The 18,717-nt window shown below is 57.6% G+C and carries 22 protein-coding genes and 1 tRNA gene; 17 read left to right on the top strand and 6 right to left on the bottom strand.

Annotation, left to right across the window (positions count from 1 at the left end; genetic code table 11):
- Nucleotides 1-52: 52 nt before the first annotated feature.
- Genes ICY20_RS12065 through ICY20_RS12040 form a run of 6 tightly spaced genes read left to right on the top strand, consistent with a single transcriptional unit; the run spans nt 53 to nt 6,003 of the window.
- Entirely contained in the window at nt 53-1,606 is a 1,554-nt protein-coding gene (locus ICY20_RS12065; protein WP_159958695.1) for a sugar ABC transporter ATP-binding protein, read from the top strand.
- On the top strand, nt 1,603-2,580 hold the full coding sequence (locus ICY20_RS12060) for an ABC transporter permease (protein ID WP_110622328.1): 978 nt from the start codon (nt 1,603-1,605) through the stop codon (nt 2,578-2,580). The genes ICY20_RS12065 and ICY20_RS12060 overlap by 4 nt, the downstream gene beginning before the upstream one ends.
- A gap of 3 nt (nt 2,581-2,583) precedes the next feature.
- Nucleotides 2,584-3,606, top strand: a complete 1,023-nt coding sequence (locus ICY20_RS12055; RefSeq protein WP_159958691.1) for a LacI family DNA-binding transcriptional regulator — start codon at nt 2,584-2,586, stop codon at nt 3,604-3,606.
- A 23-nt stretch (nt 3,607-3,629) separates the two neighbouring features.
- Complete coding sequence (rbsK, locus tag ICY20_RS12050; protein WP_194937602.1) at nt 3,630-4,547, top strand: ribokinase; 918 nt, start codon at nt 3,630-3,632, stop codon at nt 4,545-4,547.
- On the top strand, nt 4,544-4,948 hold the full coding sequence (gene rbsD / locus ICY20_RS12045) for a D-ribose pyranase (RefSeq protein WP_122513260.1): 405 nt from the start codon (nt 4,544-4,546) through the stop codon (nt 4,946-4,948). Before rbsK ends, rbsD begins: the two co-directional genes overlap by 4 nt.
- Nucleotides 4,949-4,974: 26 nt before the next feature.
- Entirely contained in the window at nt 4,975-6,003 is a 1,029-nt protein-coding gene (locus ICY20_RS12040) for a nucleoside hydrolase (protein ID WP_194937601.1), read from the top strand.
- A gap of 33 nt (nt 6,004-6,036) precedes the next feature.
- Here the strand turns inward: ICY20_RS12040 and ICY20_RS12035 are convergent, their stop codons facing one another.
- The gene (locus tag ICY20_RS12035; protein WP_159958685.1) at nt 6,037-6,249 is read right to left on the bottom strand and encodes a hypothetical protein; all 213 of its coding nucleotides are present in this window, start codon (nt 6,247-6,249) and stop codon (nt 6,037-6,039) included.
- Nucleotides 6,250-6,419: 170 nt separating this feature from the next.
- Here ICY20_RS12035 and ICY20_RS12030 point away from each other — a divergent pair, with 170 nt between their 5' ends.
- Together ICY20_RS12030 and ICY20_RS12025 are read left to right on the top strand one after the other, a co-directional pair.
- Nucleotides 6,420-6,728 carry a hypothetical protein gene (locus ICY20_RS12030; RefSeq protein ID WP_159958683.1) on the top strand — a complete coding sequence of 103 codons (309 nt, stop codon included), beginning with the start codon at nt 6,420-6,422 and terminating at the stop codon, nt 6,726-6,728.
- A gap of 144 nt (nt 6,729-6,872) precedes the next feature.
- On the top strand, nt 6,873-7,193 hold the full coding sequence (locus tag ICY20_RS12025; protein ID WP_159958681.1) for an I78 family peptidase inhibitor: 321 nt from the start codon (nt 6,873-6,875) through the stop codon (nt 7,191-7,193).
- Nucleotides 7,194-7,266: 73 nt separating this feature from the next.
- Here the strand turns inward: ICY20_RS12025 and ICY20_RS12020 are convergent, their stop codons facing one another.
- Both ICY20_RS12020 and ICY20_RS12015 read right to left on the bottom strand, forming a co-directional pair.
- Nucleotides 7,267-7,479 (bottom strand): cold-shock protein, encoded by a 213-nt coding sequence (locus ICY20_RS12020; RefSeq protein WP_003234260.1) that lies wholly within the window; start codon nt 7,477-7,479, stop codon nt 7,267-7,269.
- Nucleotides 7,480-7,768: 289 nt separating this feature from the next.
- Nucleotides 7,769-8,083: a hypothetical protein gene (locus ICY20_RS12015; protein WP_159958679.1), complete on the bottom strand. Its 315-nt coding sequence runs from the start codon at nt 8,081-8,083 to the stop codon at nt 7,769-7,771.
- Between the two features lie 366 nt (nt 8,084-8,449).
- On the opposite strand from ICY20_RS12015, the gene thrS reads away from it, so the two are divergent.
- The 9 genes from thrS (at nt 8,450) to ICY20_RS11970 (ending at nt 15,906) form a co-directional block, all read left to right on the top strand.
- The gene (thrS, locus tag ICY20_RS12010) at nt 8,450-10,372 is read left to right on the top strand and encodes a threonine--tRNA ligase (protein ID WP_116626444.1); all 1,923 of its coding nucleotides are present in this window, start codon (nt 8,450-8,452) and stop codon (nt 10,370-10,372) included.
- Nucleotides 10,372-10,923 (top strand): translation initiation factor IF-3, encoded by a 552-nt coding sequence (gene infC, locus ICY20_RS12005; protein ID WP_015884933.1) that lies wholly within the window; start codon nt 10,372-10,374, stop codon nt 10,921-10,923. Before thrS ends, infC begins: the two co-directional genes overlap by 1 nt.
- A gap of 60 nt (nt 10,924-10,983) precedes the next feature.
- Nucleotides 10,984-11,178, top strand: coding sequence for a 50S ribosomal protein L35 (gene rpmI / locus ICY20_RS12000; RefSeq protein WP_002553160.1), 195 nt, complete (start codon nt 10,984-10,986; stop codon nt 11,176-11,178).
- A 30-nt stretch (nt 11,179-11,208) separates the two neighbouring features.
- Nucleotides 11,209-11,565 (top strand): 50S ribosomal protein L20, encoded by a 357-nt coding sequence (gene rplT, locus ICY20_RS11995; protein ID WP_003174975.1) that lies wholly within the window; start codon nt 11,209-11,211, stop codon nt 11,563-11,565.
- 109 nt (nt 11,566-11,674) lie between these two features.
- Nucleotides 11,675-12,691 carry a phenylalanine--tRNA ligase subunit alpha gene (pheS, locus tag ICY20_RS11990; RefSeq protein WP_122486900.1) on the top strand — a complete coding sequence of 339 codons (1,017 nt, stop codon included), beginning with the start codon at nt 11,675-11,677 and terminating at the stop codon, nt 12,689-12,691.
- 26 nt (nt 12,692-12,717) lie between these two features.
- On the top strand, nt 12,718-15,096 hold the full coding sequence (gene pheT / locus ICY20_RS11985) for a phenylalanine--tRNA ligase subunit beta (RefSeq protein WP_159958677.1): 2,379 nt from the start codon (nt 12,718-12,720) through the stop codon (nt 15,094-15,096).
- A 3-nt stretch (nt 15,097-15,099) separates the two neighbouring features.
- On the top strand, nt 15,100-15,402 hold the full coding sequence (gene ihfA / locus ICY20_RS11980) for an integration host factor subunit alpha (RefSeq protein WP_002553164.1): 303 nt from the start codon (nt 15,100-15,102) through the stop codon (nt 15,400-15,402).
- Nucleotides 15,383-15,739 carry a MerR family transcriptional regulator gene (locus tag ICY20_RS11975; RefSeq protein WP_010209127.1) on the top strand — a complete coding sequence of 119 codons (357 nt, stop codon included), beginning with the start codon at nt 15,383-15,385 and terminating at the stop codon, nt 15,737-15,739. Before ihfA ends, ICY20_RS11975 begins: the two co-directional genes overlap by 20 nt.
- Nucleotides 15,740-15,829: 90 nt before the next feature.
- A tRNA-Pro gene (locus ICY20_RS11970) sits at nt 15,830-15,906 on the top strand.
- Nucleotides 15,907-16,089: 183 nt separating this feature from the next.
- Here the strand turns inward: ICY20_RS11970 and tnpC are convergent.
- From tnpC to tnpA, 3 genes are read right to left on the bottom strand one after another with little or no spacing between them, the layout of a single operon-like run.
- Nucleotides 16,090-17,637 (bottom strand): IS66 family transposase, encoded by a 1,548-nt coding sequence (gene tnpC / locus ICY20_RS11965; RefSeq protein WP_194937600.1) that lies wholly within the window; start codon nt 17,635-17,637, stop codon nt 16,090-16,092.
- 49 nt (nt 17,638-17,686) lie between these two features.
- Nucleotides 17,687-18,022, bottom strand: a complete 336-nt coding sequence (tnpB, locus tag ICY20_RS11960) for an IS66 family insertion sequence element accessory protein TnpB (RefSeq protein WP_194937599.1) — start codon at nt 18,020-18,022, stop codon at nt 17,687-17,689.
- Nucleotides 18,019-18,336 (bottom strand): IS66-like element accessory protein TnpA, encoded by a 318-nt coding sequence (tnpA, locus tag ICY20_RS11955; protein WP_194937598.1) that lies wholly within the window; start codon nt 18,334-18,336, stop codon nt 18,019-18,021. Before tnpA ends, tnpB begins: the two co-directional genes overlap by 4 nt.
- Between the last annotated feature and the right edge of the window lie 381 nt (nt 18,337-18,717).

The following is an 18,717-nucleotide window of genomic DNA, read 5'->3' as shown; positions in this document are numbered from 1 at the left end:
GCAGTACCCAACAGCGTCCGCTCGTCCTGAGCGGGCGCCTGGAGATTTTCCTATGTCATCTTCCGCCCCGAACGCTGTCCTCTCGGTCAGCGGTATCGGCAAGACCTATGCCCAACCGGTTCTGTCCGACATCACCCTGACGCTCAATCGCGGGGAAGTACTGGCGCTGACCGGTGAAAACGGTGCAGGCAAAAGTACCTTGTCGAAAATTATCGGCGGGCTGGTTACACCGACCACCGGGCACATGCAATTCAACGGTCAAGACTACCAACCTGGCAGCCGCACCCAGGCCGAAGCGCTTGGCGTGCGTATGGTCATGCAGGAACTTAACCTGCTGCCGACGCTGACCGTGGCTGAAAACCTGTTCCTGGACAACCTGCCCAGCCACTGTGGTTGGATCAGCCGCAAGCAACTGCGCAAGGCCGCAATTGAAGCCATGGCTCAAGTCGGTCTGGACGCCATCGACCCAGACACCCTGGTCGGCAGCCTCGGGATCGGCCACCAGCAAATGGTCGAGATCGCCCGCAACCTGATCGGCGACTGCCACGTACTCATCCTCGACGAACCCACCGCCATGTTGACGGCTCGGGAAGTTGAAATGCTGTTTGAACAAATCACGCGCCTGCAGGCCCGGGGCGTGGCGATCATTTATATTTCGCACCGGCTCGAAGAACTGGCCCGCGTCGCCCAGCGCATCGCGGTACTGCGTGATGGCAAGCTGGTTTGCGTCGAGCCGATGGCCAACTACAACAGCGAGCAACTGGTGACCTTGATGGTCGGTCGCGAGCTGGGTGAACACATCGACTTGGGCCCGCGCACCATCGGCGGCCCGGCCCTGACAGTCAAAGGCCTGACTCGCTCGGACAAGGTCCGTGACGTGTCTTTTGAAGTGCGTGCCGGTGAGATCTACGGCATTTCCGGGCTTATCGGCGCAGGCCGCACCGAATTGCTACGCCTGATCTTCGGCGCCGACCTGGCCGACAGCGGCACCGTCGCGCTAGGTTCGCCGGCGCAAGTGGTGAGCATCCGGTCGCCGGTAGATGCGGTGGGTCACGGCATCGCCCTGATCACCGAGGACCGCAAGGGCGAGGGCCTGCTGCTGACCCAGTCCATCAGCGCCAATATAGCCTTGGGCAACATGCCTGAAATTTCCGGCGGCGGGGTGGTGAATGGTCGCGACGAAACGGCGCTGGCCAAGCGTCAGATTGATGCCATGCGCATCCGCAGTTCCAGCCCGGCGCAATTGGTCTCCGAGTTGTCTGGTGGTAACCAGCAGAAAGTGGTGATCGGCCGCTGGCTGGAGCGTGACTGCTCGGTAATGCTGTTCGATGAGCCTACTCGTGGCATCGACGTCGGTGCCAAGTTCGATATTTATGCCTTGCTCGGCGAATTGACGCGCCAGGGCAAAGCGCTGGTGGTGGTGTCCAGCGACCTGCGTGAACTCATGCTGATCTGCGATCGCATCGGCGTGTTGTCTGCCGGGCGCCTGATCGAGACCTTCGAGCGCGACAGCTGGACCCAGGACGAATTGCTTGCCGCCGCCTTTGCCGGCTATCAGAAACGTGACGCGCTGCTCAACGACGCAGCGCTTAGGGATACCCCATGAAAACCACAACTTCCCCCGGTAAAACTGGCGGCAACTTCTACGGCCTGGGTACCTATCTGGGCCTGGCGGGTGCCTTGCTGGCGATGATTGCGCTGTTTTCGGTGCTCAGCGACCACTTCCTGTCCTATGACACCTTCAGCACCCTGGCCAACCAGATTCCGGACTTGATGGTATTGGCGGTCGGCATGACCTTCATCCTGATCATCGGCGGCATCGACCTGTCGGTGGGCTCGGTGCTGGCGCTGGCGGCATCGGCGGTCAGCGTGGCCATTCTTGGCTGGGGCTGGAGCGTATTGCCAGCGGCTTTGCTCGGCATGGGGTGTGCGGCATTGGCCGGTACCATCACCGGCTCGATCACCGTGGCCTGGCGCATTCCGTCATTTATCGTGTCCCTCGGCGTACTGGAAATGGCCCGTGGCGTCGCGTACCAGATGACCGGTTCGCGTACAGCCTACATCGGCGATTCGTTTGCGTGGCTGTCCAACCCGGTGGCTTTCGGCATTTCGCCTTCATTTATCATTGCGCTGCTGGTGATCATCGCCGCCCAGTTGGTGTTGACCCGCACGGTGTTTGGTCGTTACCTGATCGGTATCGGCACCAATGAAGAGGCCGTACGCCTGGCGGGAATCAACCCCAAGCCATACAAGATCCTGGTCTTCAGCCTCATGGGCCTGCTGGCCGGGGTGGCGGCACTGTTCCAAATCTCGCGATTGGAGGCGGCAGACCCGAACGCGGGTTCCGGCCTGGAACTGCAAGTGATTGCAGCCGTGGTCATCGGCGGCACCAGCCTGATGGGCGGGCGCGGTTCGGTCATCAGTACGTTCTTTGGCGTGTTGATTATTTCGGTACTGGCCGCAGGCCTGGCGCAGATCGGTGCCACGGAACCCACGAAGCGCATCATTACCGGTGCTGTGATTGTGATTGCCGTGGTCCTCGATACTTACCGTAGCCAGCGCGCCAGTCGACGGGGCTGAATCATGGCAACGATCAAGGATGTGGCGGCGCTTGCAGGTATTTCCTACACCACGGTGTCCCATGTGGTGAACAAGTCGCGCCCGGTCAGCGAGCCGGTGCGGATCAAAGTCGAAGCGGCGATCAAGCAGCTCGACTATGTACCCAGCGCCGTTGCGCGCTCGCTCAAGGCCAAGACCACAGCCACCATTGGCTTGCTGGTGCCCAACAGTCTCAACCCGTACTTTGCCGAGCTAGCCCGTGGCATCGAGGACTACTGCGAGCGTAACGGTTATTGCGTGATCCTCTGCAATTCCGATGACAACGCCGAAAAGCAACGCAGCTACCTGCGGGTGTTGCTGGAGAAACGCATCGACGGCCTGATCGTAACCTCGGTGGGCGGCGATGACAGTGGCTTGGCCGCGGGTTTGAGCGCGGTGCGCACGCCCATGGTGATTGTCGACCGGGCGTTGGACGGTATAGATGTTGACCTTGTACGCATCGATCACGAGCAGGGCGCTTACCTGGCGACTCGGCATTTGCTTGAACTGGGTCACCGCGACATCGCCTGCATCGGTGGCCCGGCGCACACCCGTGTGGCGCAGATGCGTCTGGCGGGCTATCACCGTGCATTGCATGAGTCGGGCGTGGACGTGGCGGCCAACCGTACCCGGGAAAGCGATTTCACCAGCATCGGCGGGTACGCCGCCGCCGTGCAGTTGCTGGCAGAAAACCCGCCCAGCGCGATTTTTGCCAGCAACGACATGATCGGTTTCGGTGTGTTGCGCGCGGCGGCCGAGCGTAATATCCGTGTGCCCGGCGAGCTGTCGGTGATCGGCTTTGATGACATTCAAATGGGGCGTTACGTCTACCCAGCGTTGACCACGGTCGGGCAGTCGATCTTGCAATTGGGTGAGACCGCTGCTGAGCTTTTACTGAAACGAATTGCGACACCCCAACTGCCGATCGATCAACGCATCGTGACGCCGAGCATTGTGTTGCGTGAGTCGACGGCGCCCGTCGCCGGTGTGTTCGCGCAATACCGCTGAACTGAATTGATGAGTATTGATGTATGCCAGCAAAAGTAGTGGTAGTAGGCAGCTTGAACATGGACCTGGTCACCCGCGCCAGTCGGCTGCCCCGTGCCGGTGAAACCCTGATTGGCCAAACATTCTCCACGGTGCCTGGCGGCAAGGGCGCCAACCAGGCGGTGGCGTCGGCACGTTTGGGTGCGCAGGTTGCGATGATCGGTTGCGTGGGCAGCGATGCCTACGGCACTCAGTTGCGTGATGCGTTGCGAGTGGAAGGCATCGATTGTCAGGCCGTCAGCACCGTGGACGGCTCCAGCGGCGTGGCGCTGATTGTGGTGGATGACAGCAGTCAGAACGCGATTGTGATTGTCGCCGGGAGCAACGGTGAGCTGACCCCAGCCTCGCTGCAGGCATTCGATGCGGTATTACAGGCGGCCGATGTAGTCGTCTGCCAGTTGGAAGTGCCGATGGACACCGTAGGTTTCACGCTTAAGCGCGGTCGTGAATTGGGCAAGACGGTGATCCTCAACCCGGCTCCCGCCAGTGGGCCGCTGCCTGCCGAGTGGTACGCCTCGATTGATTATCTGATTCCGAATGAAAGCGAGGCGACTGCGCTGAGCGGCATCACGGTCGATTCCCTCGACAGCGCCAAACTCGCCGCGACCCAACTGATCAAGGCGGGAGCGGGTAAAGTCATCATCACCCTGGGCTCCCAGGGCACACTGTTTACTGATGGCCAGACCTTTGAGCATCTGCTGGCGCCAAAGGTCAAGGCGGTGGATACCACGGCAGCGGGTGACACGTTCGTCGGTGGCTTTGCCGCTGCGTTGGCTGGCGGCAAAAGCGAAGCCGACGCCATTCGCTTCGGTCAGGTCGCGGCGGCGTTGTCGGTCACCCGCGCCGGGGCGCAACCCTCCATTCCTGCACTGCACGACGTACAAGGTTTTGTGTCCCCATGAAAAAGACCCCTTTGCTCAATATCGCCCTGTCGCGCGTGATCGCGTCCCTTGGTCACGGCGATATCCTCGTGATCGGCGACGCTGGTTTGCCGGTGCCGCCGGGCGTTGAACTGATCGACCTGGCGTTGACCCAGGGCATTCCGGACTTCATCAGCACGTTGCGCATTGTGCTCAGCGAAATGCAGGTGGAGAGCCATGTGCTGGCGCAAGAAATCTTGCTCAAGCAGCCTCCTGCGCTGAGCGAGCTCAATACCCTCACGGAGCAGGCCGCCCTCGGTGAACGACGCCTGGTCAGTCATGAGGCGTTCAAACAGCTGAGCCGTCAGGCGCGTGCCGTGGTGCGCACTGGCGAGTGCCAGCCTTACTGCAATATCGCACTGGTGTCCGGCGTAACGTTCTAGCATTTCACAACAACAAGGAGTGTTTTATGCAACGTGGTCTTCCAATCCTGAGCAATCTGTTTCGGAGTGTCCTGCTTTTGTCCGCACTCACTGCCGCAAGCGCCCAAGCGGCGGAAAAAATCGACCTCATCATTGACACCGACCCGGGCGCCGACGACGTGGTAGCGCTGCTGTTTGCCATGGCCTCCCCGGAGGAACTGAGCATTCGCGCGTTGACCACCGTTGCTGGCAATGTGCGCCTGGACAAGACCTCTCGCAACGCACGCCTGGCCCGTGAATGGGCGGGGCGCGAAGACATCCCGGTCTACGCCGGTGCGCCAGCGCCGTTGCTGCGCAAACCGATTTACGCCGAGAATATCCACGGCAAGGAAGGTATCTCCGGCGTCACCGTGCATGAGCCCAAAAAAGGCTTGGCTGAAGGCAATGCCGTTGATTACCTGATCAAGACTTTGAGTACTGCCAAACCCCATAGCATCACGATTGCTATGTTGGGCCCGCAGACCAATCTGGCGCTGGCGCTCACTCAGGCGCCCGAGATCACTCAAGGCATCAAGGAAGTCGTGGTGATGGGCGGCGCGCACTTCAACGGCGGCAATATCACCCCGGTTGCAGAGTTCAACCTGTTTGCCGACCCGGTTGCGGCTGAGATTGTGCTCAAAAGTGGCGTCAAACTGACCTACCTGCCACTGGACGTGACCCACAAGGTGTTGACCAGTGACGCGCGTTTGAAAAAGATCGCCGACCTGAACAACAACGCCAGTAAAGTCGTGAGCAGTATTCTCAATGAGTACGTCAAAGGTGACATGGAGCACTACGGCATCCCTGGCGGCCCAGTGCACGACGCCACCGTTGTTGCCTACCTGCTCAAGCCTTCGCTGTTCAGCGGTCGCCAAGCCAATATGGTGGTGGACAGCCGCGAAGGCCCGACCTTCGGCCAGACCATCGTCGATTGGTACGACGGCCTGAAGCAGGACAAGAATGTGTTCTGGGTAGAGAGCGGCGACGCCCAGGGCTTCTTCGATCTGTTGACCGAACGCTTGGCGCGCCTGAAGTAAGCGGTTTGCCGGTCGGCGTTCGCTGGCCGGTTCTTATTCTCGCTCGGGGTTGTGTGCGCCCATGTGATTGGCCGGATACTTTTCAAATATCTGGCCGATGAACGCTTGCGCTGCTTGAGTCCCCAATTCCTTTACCAGCAAGTCGATGCCGATGATCGCCAATTCCTCAGGGCTACCGGGGCTGTATGAGCTTTGTCCTTGGGGCCATTTGGCTTTGATATCGGCTTGGAGCGTTACGGTGGTCATGGAGGTCTCACGGGGCTGAAAATACTGGGCAGTGCGCTGACACGCGGTTCTCACCGGCGCAGTTAACCATTTTGTATCGGGTTTGGCACTGATACTTAGGCATGAGACGTTTCGGGTTAAGACGGGCGCTGTGCGACACTGTGCCCCTGTTTAATGACCGGGGACACCACGTGCAGATCGATTTGAATAACCCCGAGGCGTTGACCCTGGCCGCCGTGCGCCAACTGATCGCCAGTGCCAGCGATGACGAACATACTCAGTTGCGGGTAACCAAGGCCGGCATCGCCTATATCTCGTCAGGAAGTGCTGTGGGCGGGGTGGGTATCGAGGGTTTGTTGTTTCGTCTGGAAACCTGGGCCAAGGGCTCTGGTTATGTCGGTAATGTGGCTGCCAGTGATGAGGTGTGGGTCACGCAGATTTTCAATGCGCTGAAACAGAATTGGCCGAAGCCGTCGCATGACTACATCGACATTTACTGATTACGTTCATATCTGGTCACGATTGAACGGGCGAATGCCTGTCGGGAGTCAGGCAGACTTGGCTATCAGCAGTTTACGTCTTGAAACCAATTCTCCTAACCGCTGTCGCACGAACTCTGTCCATTTTTTATCATAGGAGGCTTCATGCCTTGGAAGCTCGCTTCATTCGGTACTTTGTTGGCGGCACTCGCATTGGCGGGTTGCAGCACCCCGGGTGCCTCTGAGCCAGCCAAAGACGCCGCTGTGACTGATGCCGGTCATAGCCGCTGTGAGTCGAAGGCCGCCGAATTCGCCATTGGCCAGAAAGCTTCGCCACAACTGCTGGAGCAGGCGCGTACTCGCGCCGGCGCGCAGAATGCACGCATCCTCAAGCCCAACGATATGATCACGCTGGAATATCGTTCTGACCGTCTTAATCTGAACACCGACGACAACCTGGTGATCACGCGGGTCAATTGCGGCTAAGTCTTTTCAGGCTTTTGCAACGCCCATAAAAAACCCCGTCACATGGACGGGGTTTTTTTAGCTCAGCGGAGAATTACTCGCCGCGAACCTGTGCAGCTTGCATACCCTTTTGGCCTTTCTCAGCCACGAAGGAAACGGTTTGGCCTTCTTTCAGGCTTTTGAAACCGTCGCTTTCGATAGCTTTGAAGTGTACGAACAGGTCGTCACCGCCACCTTGAGGAGTGATGAAGCCGAAGCCTTTTTCATCGTTGAACCATTTAACGGTGCCGGTTTGGCGATTAGACATGGTGTATCTCCAAGAAACATATATTTTCAGTAGTGCTGTGCTGCTCAGGCCAACTGGGCACACCGGGCTATCATAGTCGAAATGTTCGGCTTGGGAGCCCCCCCAAGGCATTGTTTGCTAATCAATAGCGTTGCGTTTAATGCTTGGGTCGGCTGAAAGCCCCGATTTACGGGGCTTTGCTGCGAAATATCAGCTGGTAAAAAAAGCCGTAAAAGCTGCGTATTTTGTGAGAAATGGCAGTTTTAGGGCGTTTTTTCCAGCAAAACGGCCGTCTGATCAGAGGTCGTTCTTACTTTTTCTTCACGACTTTGCATGACGAAATAGCCGAGACGGCTTTGTTTTTCAGCTCGGGCTTGGCGTTCGGGTTGGTCATCAGTTCCTTGATTTCAGCCGTGGTCAGCTCGGCATTGATCTTGTCGGCGCCACATTCGCAGTGGGCTTTGGCTGTTTTGGCATCTACGTTCTGGCTGGCGGCTGCGCTGCAGTCTTGGACGAAGCTGTCGCGAGCACCGGCTGGCCAGTTCGACGGGGCGGCGGCTTGTGCGCCAAGAGAAAGGAAGGCCAGGGAGGCGGCGAGAGCGAGGGTCGAGGTAAAACGCATCATGGGATGCTCCTTTGGGTCGAGGACGAACGGCGATTCTCAGTGGGTTTGAGGCATTGCGTACAGCTCAAGTTCCGTTTCGCAGCTATAAAGCCTGGAATTTGTGTTTGCTTGGCCTGGCGTCGGCGCGATGACCGTTCATCTGTGCTAGCATCGCTTTCCTGGCTATTTCCAGGCGCGCCATTTGCCGCCTTGCCATGCTCTTTTTAGCTCACTCCAGTCACTCTGGTTCGATTATCGGTTGGCCGAAAGGCTCCTGCCGCTGTAAGGCAGGCGTTCATCACTGAACGGCCTGGTATTGGATCTTGTACTGGCTCATCCCAACCCACGTGACCTTTGGTAGGGGTCACCACTAGGAGAGGAGGCGCCATGCCAACTATTACTCTTCCCGACGGCAGTCAACGTTCATTCGATCATTCGGTTTCAGTAGCCGAGGTCGCCGCATCTATTGGTGCTGGCCTGGCCAAGGCCACCGTAGCCGGCAAGGTCGACGGCAAGCTGGTTGACGCCAGCGACCTGATCACCAGCGACGCCAGCCTGCAAATCATTACGCCCAAGGATCAAGAGGGGCTGGAGATCATTCGTCACTCTTGCGCTCACCTGATTGGCCACGCGGTCAAGCAGCTGTACCCGACGGCGAAAATGGTGATCGGCCCGGTCATCGACGAAGGCTTCTATTACGACATCGCCTATGAGCGTCCTTTCACCCCGGACGATCTGGCTGCGATCGAGCAGCGCATGCACGCACTGATCGAAAAAGATTACGACGTGATCAAGAAAGTCACGCCGCGCGCCGAAGTGATCGACGTGTTCACCGCTCGTGGCGAAGACTACAAGCTGCGTCTGGTGGAAGACATGCCGGACGAACAGGCCATGGGCCTGTACTACCACGAAGAATATGTCGACATGTGCCGCGGCCCGCACGTGCCGAACACGCGCTTCCTCAAGTCGTTCAAGCTGACCAAGCTGTCTGGCGCCTACTGGCGTGGCGACGCGAAGAACGAGCAACTGCAACGGATCTACGGCACCGCCTGGGCTGACAAGAAGCAGCTGGCGGCCTATATCCAACGCATCGAAGAAGCCGAGAAACGCGACCACCGCAAGATCGGCAAGCGCCTGAACCTGTTCCACCTCCAGGAAGAAGCGCCGGGCATGGTGTTCTGGCACCCGAACGGCTGGACCCTGTACCAGGTACTTGAGCAGTACATGCGCAAGGTTCAGCGCGATAACGGCTACCTGGAGATCAAGACTCCCCAGGTTGTTGACCGCAGCCTTTGGGAGAAATCCGGGCACTGGGCCAACTACGCCGACAACATGTTCACTACCCAGTCGGAAAACCGCGATTACGCCATCAAGCCGATGAACTGCCCTTGCCACGTGCAGGTGTTCAACCAAGGCCTGAAGAGCTACCGCGAGTTGCCGATGCGCTTGGCCGAGTTCGGTGCCTGCCACCGCAACGAGCCATCGGGTGCGCTGCACGGCATCATGCGTGTGCGTGGCTTTACTCAGGACGACGCGCACATCTTCTGCACTGAAGAGCAGATGCAAGCTGAGTCCGCAGCGTTCATCAAGCTGACCATGGACGTTTATCGCGATTTCGGTTTTACCGACGTTGAGATGAAACTGTCCACTCGTCCGGAAAAACGCGTCGGTTCCGACGAGTTGTGGGATCGCGCTGAAGCTGCACTGGCCGCAGCGCTGGACAGTGCGGGCCTTGCGTACGATCTACAGCCGGGGGAGGGCGCGTTCTACGGTCCGAAGATCGAGTTCTCGCTGAAAGATTGCCTTGGCCGTGTCTGGCAGTGTGGTACCCTGCAGCTCGATTTTAACCTGCCGATCCGTCTGGGAGCCGAATACGTCTCCGAAGACAACAGCCGTAAACACCCGGTTATGCTGCACCGGGCGATCCTCGGCTCGTTCGAACGGTTCGTCGGTATCCTGATCGAGCACTACGAGGGTGCATTCCCTGCGTGGCTGGCTCCGACTCAGGCAGTGATCATGAATATCACTGATAAACAGGCAGATTTTGCCGCTGAAGTTGAAAAAACACTCAACGAAAGCGGATTTCGTGCCAAGTCCGACTTGAGAAATGAAAAGATCGGCTTTAAAATCCGCGAGCATACTTTGCTCAAGGTTCCCTATCTTTTGGTTATCGGAGATCGGGAAGTCGAGATGCAGACTGTCGCTGTGCGTACTCGTGAAGGTGCTGACCTGGGCTCGATGCCCGTCGCCCAGTTCGCTGAGTTCCTCGCGCAAGCGGTTTCCCGGCGTGGTCGCCCAGATTCGGAGTAATTATTATTAAGCGTGAAATGAGACAAGATAAACGAGCTGCACCGAAAGCCCCGATCAACGAGAATATCTCGGCACGCGAGGTTCGGTTAATTGGCGCTGACGGCGAGCAGATTGGCATCGTCTCGATTGATGAAGCGCTTCGTATTGCAGAAGAGTCCAAGTTGGACCTGGTGGAAATCTCCGCCGATGCAATCCCACCCGTTTGCCGGGTGATGGACTACGGCAAGTCGATCTTCGAAAAGAAGAAACAGGTTGCCGCGGCGAAGAAGAACCAAAAGCAGATTCAAGTAAAAGAAATCAAGTTTCGTCCAGGGACGGAGGAAGGGGATTACCAGGTAAAACTGCGCAACCTGGTACGTTTCCTGAGTGATGGGGACAGGGCCAAGGTATCCTTGCGATTCCGCGGCCGTGAGATGGCCCACCAGGAGCTGGGGATGGAACTCCTCAAGCGGGTTGAAGCTGACCTGCTCGAGTACGGTTCGGTCGAACAGCATCCTAAGATGGAAGGACGCCAGCTGATCATGGTCATCGCCCCGAAAAAGAAGAAGTAATCAACAGGGCACGGCAGGCCTTCTGATTATGTTTATCAACTGAATGCGGAGTATCCGAACATGCCAAAGATGAAGACTAAAAGTGGTGCTGCTAAGCGGTTTCTGAAAACTGCTAACGGTATCAAGCACAAGCACGCTTTCAAGAGCCACATCCTGACCAAAATGTCGACCAAGCGTAAGCGTCAACTGCGCGGTAGCAGCTTGCTGCATCCGTCTGACGTGGCAAAAGTCGAGCGCATGCTGCGCCTTCGTTAATTTTTGGATCAAGAATAGAGGAAGTAACTCATGGCTCGTGTAAAGCGTGGCGTCATTGCCCGTAAACGTCACAAAAAAATTCTGAAACTTGCTAAAGGCTACTACGGCGCGCGTTCACGCGTATTCCGTGTTGCCAAGCAAGCGGTAATCAAGGCAGGCCAATACGCTTACCGTGACCGTCGTCAGAAAAAACGTCAGTTCCGCGCTCTGTGGATCGCTCGTATCAACGCTGGTGCACGTGTTAACGGTCTGTCCTACAGCCGTTTCATCGCTGGCCTGAAAAAAGCTTCCATCGAGATCGACCGTAAGGTTCTGGCCGAACTGGCAGTGAACGAAAAAGCGGTGTTTGCTGCGATTGTCGAGAAAGCTAAAGCCACCTTGGCTTAAGTACCCCCGACAATCACCCTGGGTTACTCCTGTAGCCCAAGGTGGTAAACGTCTTAAATAGGGGAAGAGCCTTCAAGCTCTTCCCCTATTTTGTATCTGGAGTCTGTACATGGAAAACCTGGACGCGCTCGTCGCTCAAGCTCTCGAGGCTGTGCAAAGCGCTGAAGATATCAATGCCCTGGAGCAAATCCGGGTTCACTACCTTGGCAAAAAAGGTGAATTGACTCAGGTGATGAAGACCCTGGGGAATTTGCCGGCTGAAGAGCGTCCGCAAGTCGGCGCGCTGATCAACGTCGCCAAGGAGCGTGTCACAGAGGTGCTCAATGCACGCAAGGCGACGATGGAGGAGGCCGATCTAGCGGCCAAACTCGCTGCCGAGTCCATTGACGTTACCTTGCCTGGTCGTGGCCAGGCCTCGGGCGGTCTGCACCCGATCACCCGGACTCTGGAACGTATCGAGCAGTTCTTCACCCATATTGGCTACGGCATTGCCGAAGGCCCTGAGGTCGAAGACGACTACCACAACTTCGAGGCGCTCAACATCCCAGGCCATCACCCGGCCCGGTCGATGCACGACACCTTCTATTTCAACGCGAACATGCTGTTGCGCACCCATACCTCGCCGGTACAGGTCCGCACCATGGAAGCGACCAAGCCGCCGATCCGCATCGTCTGCCCAGGCCGTGTGTACCGCAGCGACTCCGATATCACCCACTCGCCGATGTTCCACCAGGTCGAAGGCCTGCTGGTTGATCGCGATATCAACTTCGCCGACCTCAAGGGCACCATCGAAGAGTTCCTTCGCGTGTTCTTTGAGAAAGAGCTGGCGGTACGTTTCCGTCCATCGTTCTTCCCGTTCACCGAGCCTTCCGCTGAAGTAGACATGGAATGTGTGATGTGCAGCGGTAAAGGCTGTCGTGTCTGCAAACAGACCGGCTGGCTGGAAGTGATGGGCTGCGGCATGGTTCACCCTAACGTGCTGCGCATGTCCGGGATCGACCCGGAAGAGTTCTCGGGTTTTGCCTTCGGCATGGGCGTTGAGCGTCTGGCCATGCTGCGTTACGGCGTGAACGACTTGCGTCTGTTCTTCGACAACGACTTGCGGTTCCTCGCGCAATTTCGCTAGTCGTAACGAATCTTTAGGAGAGCAGGATGAAATTCAGTGAACAATGGCTGCGTGGCTGGGTAAGCCCGCAGGTAGGTCGCGACGAGCTGGTTGCTCGTCTGTCGATGGCCGGTCTTGAGGTCGATAGCGTTACGCCGGCCGCCGGTGTTTTCAGTGGTGTTGTCGTGGGCGAGGTGCTGAGCACCGAGCAACACCCTGACGCCGACAAGTTGCGTGTGTGCCAGGTCAGCAGTGGTACGGAAACCTTCCAGGTCGTGTGCGGAGCGCCTAACGTGCGCCCGGGCCTGAAGATCCCGTTCGCCATGATCGGCGCTGAGCTGCCAGGTGATTTCAAGATCAAGAAGGCCAAGCTGCGTGGCGTTGAGTCCAACGGCATGCTGTGCTCCCAGGCTGAGCTGCAAGTCGGCGAAGGCAACGATGGCCTGATGGAGCTGCCGGCCGACGCGCCAGTGGGCCAGGACATTCGCGTTTACCTGGAACTGGAAGACGCCAGCATCGAGGTCGACCTGACCCCGAACCGTGGCGACTGCCTGTCCCTGGCTGGTCTGGCCCGTGAAGTGGGTGCGCTCTATAACGCACCAGTCACCCGTCCAGTGGTCGCGTCTGTGCCTGCTGTGCACGACGAAGTGCGCCCGGTCGAAGTGCTGGCGCCCAACGCCTGCCCGCGTTACCTGGGTCGTGTGATCCGTAACGTCGACCTGTCCAAGCCAACGCCGCTGTGGATGGTTGAGCGTCTGCGCCGCGCTGACGTGCGCAGCATCGATGCTGCCGTCGATATCACCAACTACGTGATGCTCGAACTGGGCCAACCGCTGCATGCCTTCGATCTCGCCGAAATCAATGGCGGCATCCGCGTGCGCATGGCCGAAGCCGGCGAGAAGCTGGTGCTGCTCGACGGCCAGGAAGTCAGCCTGCGTGCCGACACCCTGGTCATCGCTGACCATTCCCGCGCCCTGGCGATTGCCGGCGTGATGGGCGGCGAGCATAGCGGTGTGTCCGCGACCACTCGCGATGTATTCCTTGAAAGCGCGTTCTTCGATCAAATCGCTATCGCTGGCAAGGCCCGCTCCTATGGCCTGCACACCGATGCATCGCACCGCTACGAGCGTGGTGTTGACTGGAAGCTGGCCCGTGAAGCCATGGAGCGTGCCACTGGCCTGCTGCTGGAAATCACCGGTGGCGAAGCCGGCCCGATTACTGAAACCGCCAACGAACAGTACCTGCCGTCCGTTGCGCCGATCACCCTGCGTGCCAAAAGCGTTGAGCAAATGCTTGGCCTGGTCATCGCGCCTGCTGAAATCGAGCAGCTGTTGTCAGCACTCGGTCTGGCCATCTCCGTCAGTGGGGAAGGGCAGTGGCATGTTGAAGTACCTAGCCATCGTTTCGATATCAGCCTGGAAGTCGACCTGATTGAAGAGCTGGCCCGCCTGTACGGTTACAACCGCCTACCGGTTCGTTACCCGCAAGCCCGTCTGGCGCCACAACCGAAGGCCGAGGCGCGTGCGCACTTGCCTGAGCTGCGTCGCCTGCTGGTTGCCCGTGGTTACCAAGAGGCGGTGACCTACAGCTTCATCGATCCTAAACAGTTCGAGCTGTTCAACCCAGGCGTCGAGCCGCTGCTGCTGGCCAACCCTATTTCAAACGACATGGCGGCGATGCGTTCGTCCCTGTGGCCAGGTTTGGTGAAAGCACTTTCCCACAACCTGAACCGTCAGCAAGACCGCGTACGCATGTTCGAAAGCGGCCTGCGTTTTGTTGGTCAATTGGACGGCTTGAAACAAGAACCGATGCTCGCTGGCGTTGTATGCGGTAGCCGTTTGCCAGAAGGTTGGGCGCAGGGCCGCGATGCTGTGGACTTCTTCGACGTCAAGGCTGACGTGGAAGCGGTACTGGGCTTCGCCGGCGCACTGGATGCCTTCACCTTCCTGCCAGGCAGCCACCCAGCGTTGCACCCCGGCCAGACTGCACGTATCGAGCGTGAAGGTCGTTTGGTTGGTTTTGTCGGCGCCATTCACCCGGAACTGTCGAAAACCCTCGGTCTTGACCGGCCTGTTTTTGTGTTCGAACTGGTCCTGGCTGAAGTGGCTTCGGGCAAGATGCCGAAGTTCAGCGAGCTGTCGCGCTTCCCGGAAGTACGCCGTGACCTGGCGCTGATCGCCGATCAAGACGTAGCCGCTACTGCAGTTCTGGATGTAATCCGTGAAAATGCAGGCGAATGGCTGACAGACCTCAGGCTATTTGACGTTTATCAGGGTAAAGGTATTGATCCGCATAGAAAAAGCCTTGCAGTTGGCTTGACCTGGCAGCATCCATCGCGCACTCTTAATGACGATGAGGTGAATACCACGACACAAAATATCCTCACCTCGCTCGAACAAAGGTTGAACGCCACGTTAAGGAAGTGACGTATGGGGGCTTTGACGAAAGCTGAGATGGCGGAACGTCTGTACGAAGAGTTGGGTCTGAACAAGCGCGAGGCCAAGGAATTGGTCGAGTTGTTCTTTGAAGAAATCAGACACGCTCTGGAAGACAACGAACAGGTCAAATTGTCCGGTTTCGGCAATTTTGACCTGCGGGACAAACGCCAGCGGCCTGGCCGCAATCCAAAAACGGGAGAAGAAATCCCGATCACGGCTCGCCGTGTGGTCACCTTTCGTCCAGGGCAGAAGTTGAAGGCCCGAGTTGAGGCTTATGCTGGAACCAAGTCATAACGACGAGCTACCCGTCATCCCAGGCAAACGCTACTTCACCATTGGTGAAGTCAGCGAGCTCTGTGCGGTAAAACCGCACGTGCTGCGCTATTGGGAGCAGGAGTTTCCTCAACTCAACCCCGTCAAACGCACCGGGAACCGTCGGTATTATCAGCGCCAGGACGTGCTGATGATCCGACAGATCCGCGCGTTGCTGTACGACCAGGGGTTCACCATCAGCGGTGCGCGCCAGCGTATGTCCGGTGATGAAGCCAAAGACGACACCACCCAATACAAGCAAATGATCCGCCAGATGATCGCTGAGCTTGAAGATGTGCTGGTGGTTTTGAAGAAGTGATACAGGCTTTTAAAATACTTCCACATTTCAAAAGCTTGCGGTATATTCCTGATCGCTTCGTTGCGAAGCAAACCCAGTAACACGCCTAGTCGGGGCGTAGCGCAGTCCGGTAGCGCACTAGCATGGGGTGCTAGGGGTCGAGTGTTCGAATCACTCCGTCCCGACCATATAATTCAAAGGGTTGCGAGATTTTATCTCGCGACCCTTTTTTGTTTTCAGGTGTTGTTACCCCCACAAAACGCCCGGCTCTTGATGGACATATCGATGTGATACCACTATCGGAGTTTGCCCAGTGGACTTCGATCCTTTTTCGATATTGAGTAAGCGAACGGGCATCCCGTCTTGCGCAGCTAAGCCGGTTGCCATCGATGCGGCAACAACTCCCCAATCTCACTCGCCCGCTGCGTCGGCACGCGAGTAAGAACGTCCTTCAGATAAGCATACGCATCGTAGCCGTTGAGCTTGGCCGACTGGATCAAACTCATTAGCGCAGCAGCGCGTTGGCCACTGCGTAGTGATCCGGCGAACAACCAGTTTTTTCTTCCAAGAGCCCAAGGTCGAATTTGCTGCTCGATATGGTTGTTGTCTATCGGCACCGTGCCGTCGTTCAGATAACGACTCAACGCAGCCCAGCGTTTTAGGCTGTAATCCAAGGCTTTGGTAATCCCCAAACCTTCATGCACAAGCTCGCGCTGGGCGATCATCCAGGCATGAAAAGCGTCCATCAGGGGCGCCGCTTTTTCCTGACGTATTCGTCGCCGGACATCCGGTTCCAAATCGCGGACTTCGCGTTCAATTTCATATAGGGCCGCGATGTACCGCAACGCTTGCTCGGCAAGCACGCTTTTATTGGTGATGTGCAGGTAGTAGAACTTGCGACGGGCGTGGGTCATGCAGCCGATTTCAGTGACGCCAAGTGCAAAACTGGCTTTGTAACCGCCGTAATCGTCGCAGACCAACTTGCCTTTCCAGTCGCCCAGAAAGTTGCGGGCATATTCGCCCGAGCGACCAGGGCTGAAGTCGTACACCACCGCGCTGATCTCAGCCAACGCCGTCGTGGCATAGCCCCAAACATAAGCTAGATGGGTTTTCTTCTCGACCGGCGCGAGCATCTGCACCGGCGTTTCATCGACATGCACCACGTTGTGCTCAAGCACGACTTCGCGCAGGGCATCCACCAGTGGCTGTAATTGCACGCCGCAAGCGCCGACCCAACTGGCCAGTGTTGATCGAGGAATTGCGAGACCGGCTCGTCCGAAGATTTGCTCCTGGCGGTACAGCGGCAAATGATCGGCGTATTTCGCGATCATCACCTGGGCCAACAGCCCGGCGGTCGGGATGCCTTTGTTGATCACCTGCGGCGGCACCGGCTCTTGAATCAGGGTCTCGCAGTTATTGCAGACCCATTTGCCACGAATATGCCGTTCGACGCTGAACACGCCCGGCGTGTAGTGGAGCTTCTCGCTGACGTCTTCGCCGATGCGTTTGAGGGCGCAGCCGCATTGGCACTGGGTGTATTCAAGCTCGTGATGAATCAGCGTGCGCGGAAATTCGGCAGGCAACGCAGTGCGTTTGGGTTGCTGGCGGGCTACTGATTGCGCTGGTTTTGGTGCCAGGATTTCAAGCTCTGCTTCAATGGCGGCCAGGTCGGTCTCAATTAGGTCGTCGAGCAAGCTGGCCTGATCAGGGCTGAACGACTCGGAGCGTTTGGCGAAGCGGTGGCGTTTGAGCTGGGCTATTTCGTGAATGAGTTGCTGGTTGCGGGTCTTCTGATGAAGCACCTCTTTGTCGAGGCTCGCCAGCTGCGTATCTAGATGCTCAACGCGTTTGGGCAACTGTGCAGCGAGGCTGCGCAGTTGTTCGGTGTCGAGCTGATCGAGAGGAGTAGTAGGAATCATGGTGATGACTCTGCCCGATATGCTGATCGATGTATGTCATCTATGTCTCTTAATGGTTACGGATGGCTCCGTCAGACCCGAGCCGTTGCCAGGGAAGACCGACCACCCGTGCCTGGAGCTGCTCAGAATTCAGCTCCATTTGGTCGCCATGCCGATTGCTCGGCCAGGAAAACTTCCCTTGGTGCAGGCGGCGTGCCGCCAACCAAACGCCCAGCCCATCGTGCACCAACACTTTCATGCGATTGCCTCGACGGTTGGCAAAGAGATAAGCACAGTGCGGCTGCGCCGCACCGAAGACAGACACGACTCGTGCGAGAGCTTTCTCGGTACCAGAGCGCATGTCCATCGGTTCGGTGGCCAGCCAAATTGCGTCGATGCGGATCACGAAGCAAGTCCACGGACAAAACGGACACACCCTTCAGGATCGGAAGACGGCCATTTCACCGTGATAGTTTGCTCGCCAAATGGCAGCTCAATGATCACCGATGGATCGACCTGCCTTTTCGGGGCGACCTTTACCGGAACAAACGCCGGCAGGGTTGCGGGTGGTTGATCTCGGAAAAGTGGCAGCCACTTACGGATCACGTTGGCATTGATGCCGTGACTGATGGCAACGCTGGAAATGGAGGCGCCGGGTTGCAGGCATTCCTGGACAACCTGGGCTTTGAACGACTTGGGGTAAGAGCTTCGTTGGCGCATTTAAGGGCTATCGCGTCCGCTTAAAAATAGGCGGACACCATCGCCCTTAATTTGGGAGATCGGTAGGCGTGTTCACCGTTCGCTTACGGTCAATGACTGGTTGCTGACGCTGCTGCGACTTTGACCCGGGCTCCTTATTTTGAGTGGTCCGCATGCTGTCTCCAAAATCGCCCGCGATGTCATTACTTTTTGGGTGGAGGGGTGGTCAATGAATTCCGGTAGCCAGGATGGAAAACGTGCATCAACAGGTGAAGGAGCTCCATCATCCAGTCTCTGAATTGCAGTTCACCACTCCTACTGTCGAACTACGCAATGCACATCTTGCTAAGAATCCTGACGAGCGTCATCATCCCGTTACATTTGATGGCCATTCGCCCGTGG

It is taken from the genome of Pseudomonas pisciculturae (assembly GCF_015461805.1).
GTDB classification, from domain to species: Bacteria; Pseudomonadota; Gammaproteobacteria; order Pseudomonadales; family Pseudomonadaceae; genus Aquipseudomonas; species Aquipseudomonas pisciculturae.
The sequence above is the reverse complement of the archived record's forward strand: the minus strand, read 5'-3'. Positions and strand labels throughout refer to the sequence as shown.

Bases quoted from the DNA above. Each gene is read 5' to 3' on its own strand.
- ICY20_RS12065 (WP_159958695.1), top strand. From the start codon at position 53: ATGTCATCTTCCGCCCCGAACGCTGTCCTCTCGGTCAGCGGTATCGGC.
- ICY20_RS12060 (WP_110622328.1), top strand. From the start codon at position 1,603: ATGAAAACCACAACTTCCCCCGGTAAAACTGGCGGCAACTTCTACGGC.
- ICY20_RS12055 (WP_159958691.1), top strand. From the start codon at position 2,584: ATGGCAACGATCAAGGATGTGGCGGCGCTTGCAGGTATTTCCTACACC.
- rbsK (WP_194937602.1), top strand. From the start codon at position 3,630: ATGCCAGCAAAAGTAGTGGTAGTAGGCAGCTTGAACATGGACCTGGTC.
- rbsD (WP_122513260.1), top strand. From the start codon at position 4,544: ATGAAAAAGACCCCTTTGCTCAATATCGCCCTGTCGCGCGTGATCGCG.
- ICY20_RS12040 (WP_194937601.1), top strand. From the start codon at position 4,975: ATGCAACGTGGTCTTCCAATCCTGAGCAATCTGTTTCGGAGTGTCCTG.
- ICY20_RS12035 (WP_159958685.1), bottom strand. From the start codon at position 6,249: ATGACCACCGTAACGCTCCAAGCCGATATCAAAGCCAAATGGCCCCAA.
- ICY20_RS12025 (WP_159958681.1), top strand. From the start codon at position 6,873: ATGCCTTGGAAGCTCGCTTCATTCGGTACTTTGTTGGCGGCACTCGCA.
- ICY20_RS12020 (WP_003234260.1), bottom strand. From the start codon at position 7,479: ATGTCTAATCGCCAAACCGGCACCGTTAAATGGTTCAACGATGAAAAA.
- ICY20_RS12015 (WP_159958679.1), bottom strand. From the start codon at position 8,083: ATGATGCGTTTTACCTCGACCCTCGCTCTCGCCGCCTCCCTGGCCTTC.
- thrS (WP_116626444.1), top strand. From the start codon at position 8,450: ATGCCAACTATTACTCTTCCCGACGGCAGTCAACGTTCATTCGATCAT.
- rpmI (WP_002553160.1), top strand. From the start codon at position 10,984: ATGCCAAAGATGAAGACTAAAAGTGGTGCTGCTAAGCGGTTTCTGAAA.
- rplT (WP_003174975.1), top strand. From the start codon at position 11,209: ATGGCTCGTGTAAAGCGTGGCGTCATTGCCCGTAAACGTCACAAAAAA.
- pheS (WP_122486900.1), top strand. From the start codon at position 11,675: ATGGAAAACCTGGACGCGCTCGTCGCTCAAGCTCTCGAGGCTGTGCAA.
- pheT (WP_159958677.1), top strand. From the start codon at position 12,718: ATGAAATTCAGTGAACAATGGCTGCGTGGCTGGGTAAGCCCGCAGGTA.
- ihfA (WP_002553164.1), top strand. From the start codon at position 15,100: ATGGGGGCTTTGACGAAAGCTGAGATGGCGGAACGTCTGTACGAAGAG.
- ICY20_RS11975 (WP_010209127.1), top strand. From the start codon at position 15,383: ATGCTGGAACCAAGTCATAACGACGAGCTACCCGTCATCCCAGGCAAA.
- tnpC (WP_194937600.1), bottom strand. From the start codon at position 17,637: ATGATTCCTACTACTCCTCTCGATCAGCTCGACACCGAACAACTGCGC.
- tnpA (WP_194937598.1), bottom strand. From the start codon at position 18,336: ATGCGCCAACGAAGCTCTTACCCCAAGTCGTTCAAAGCCCAGGTTGTC.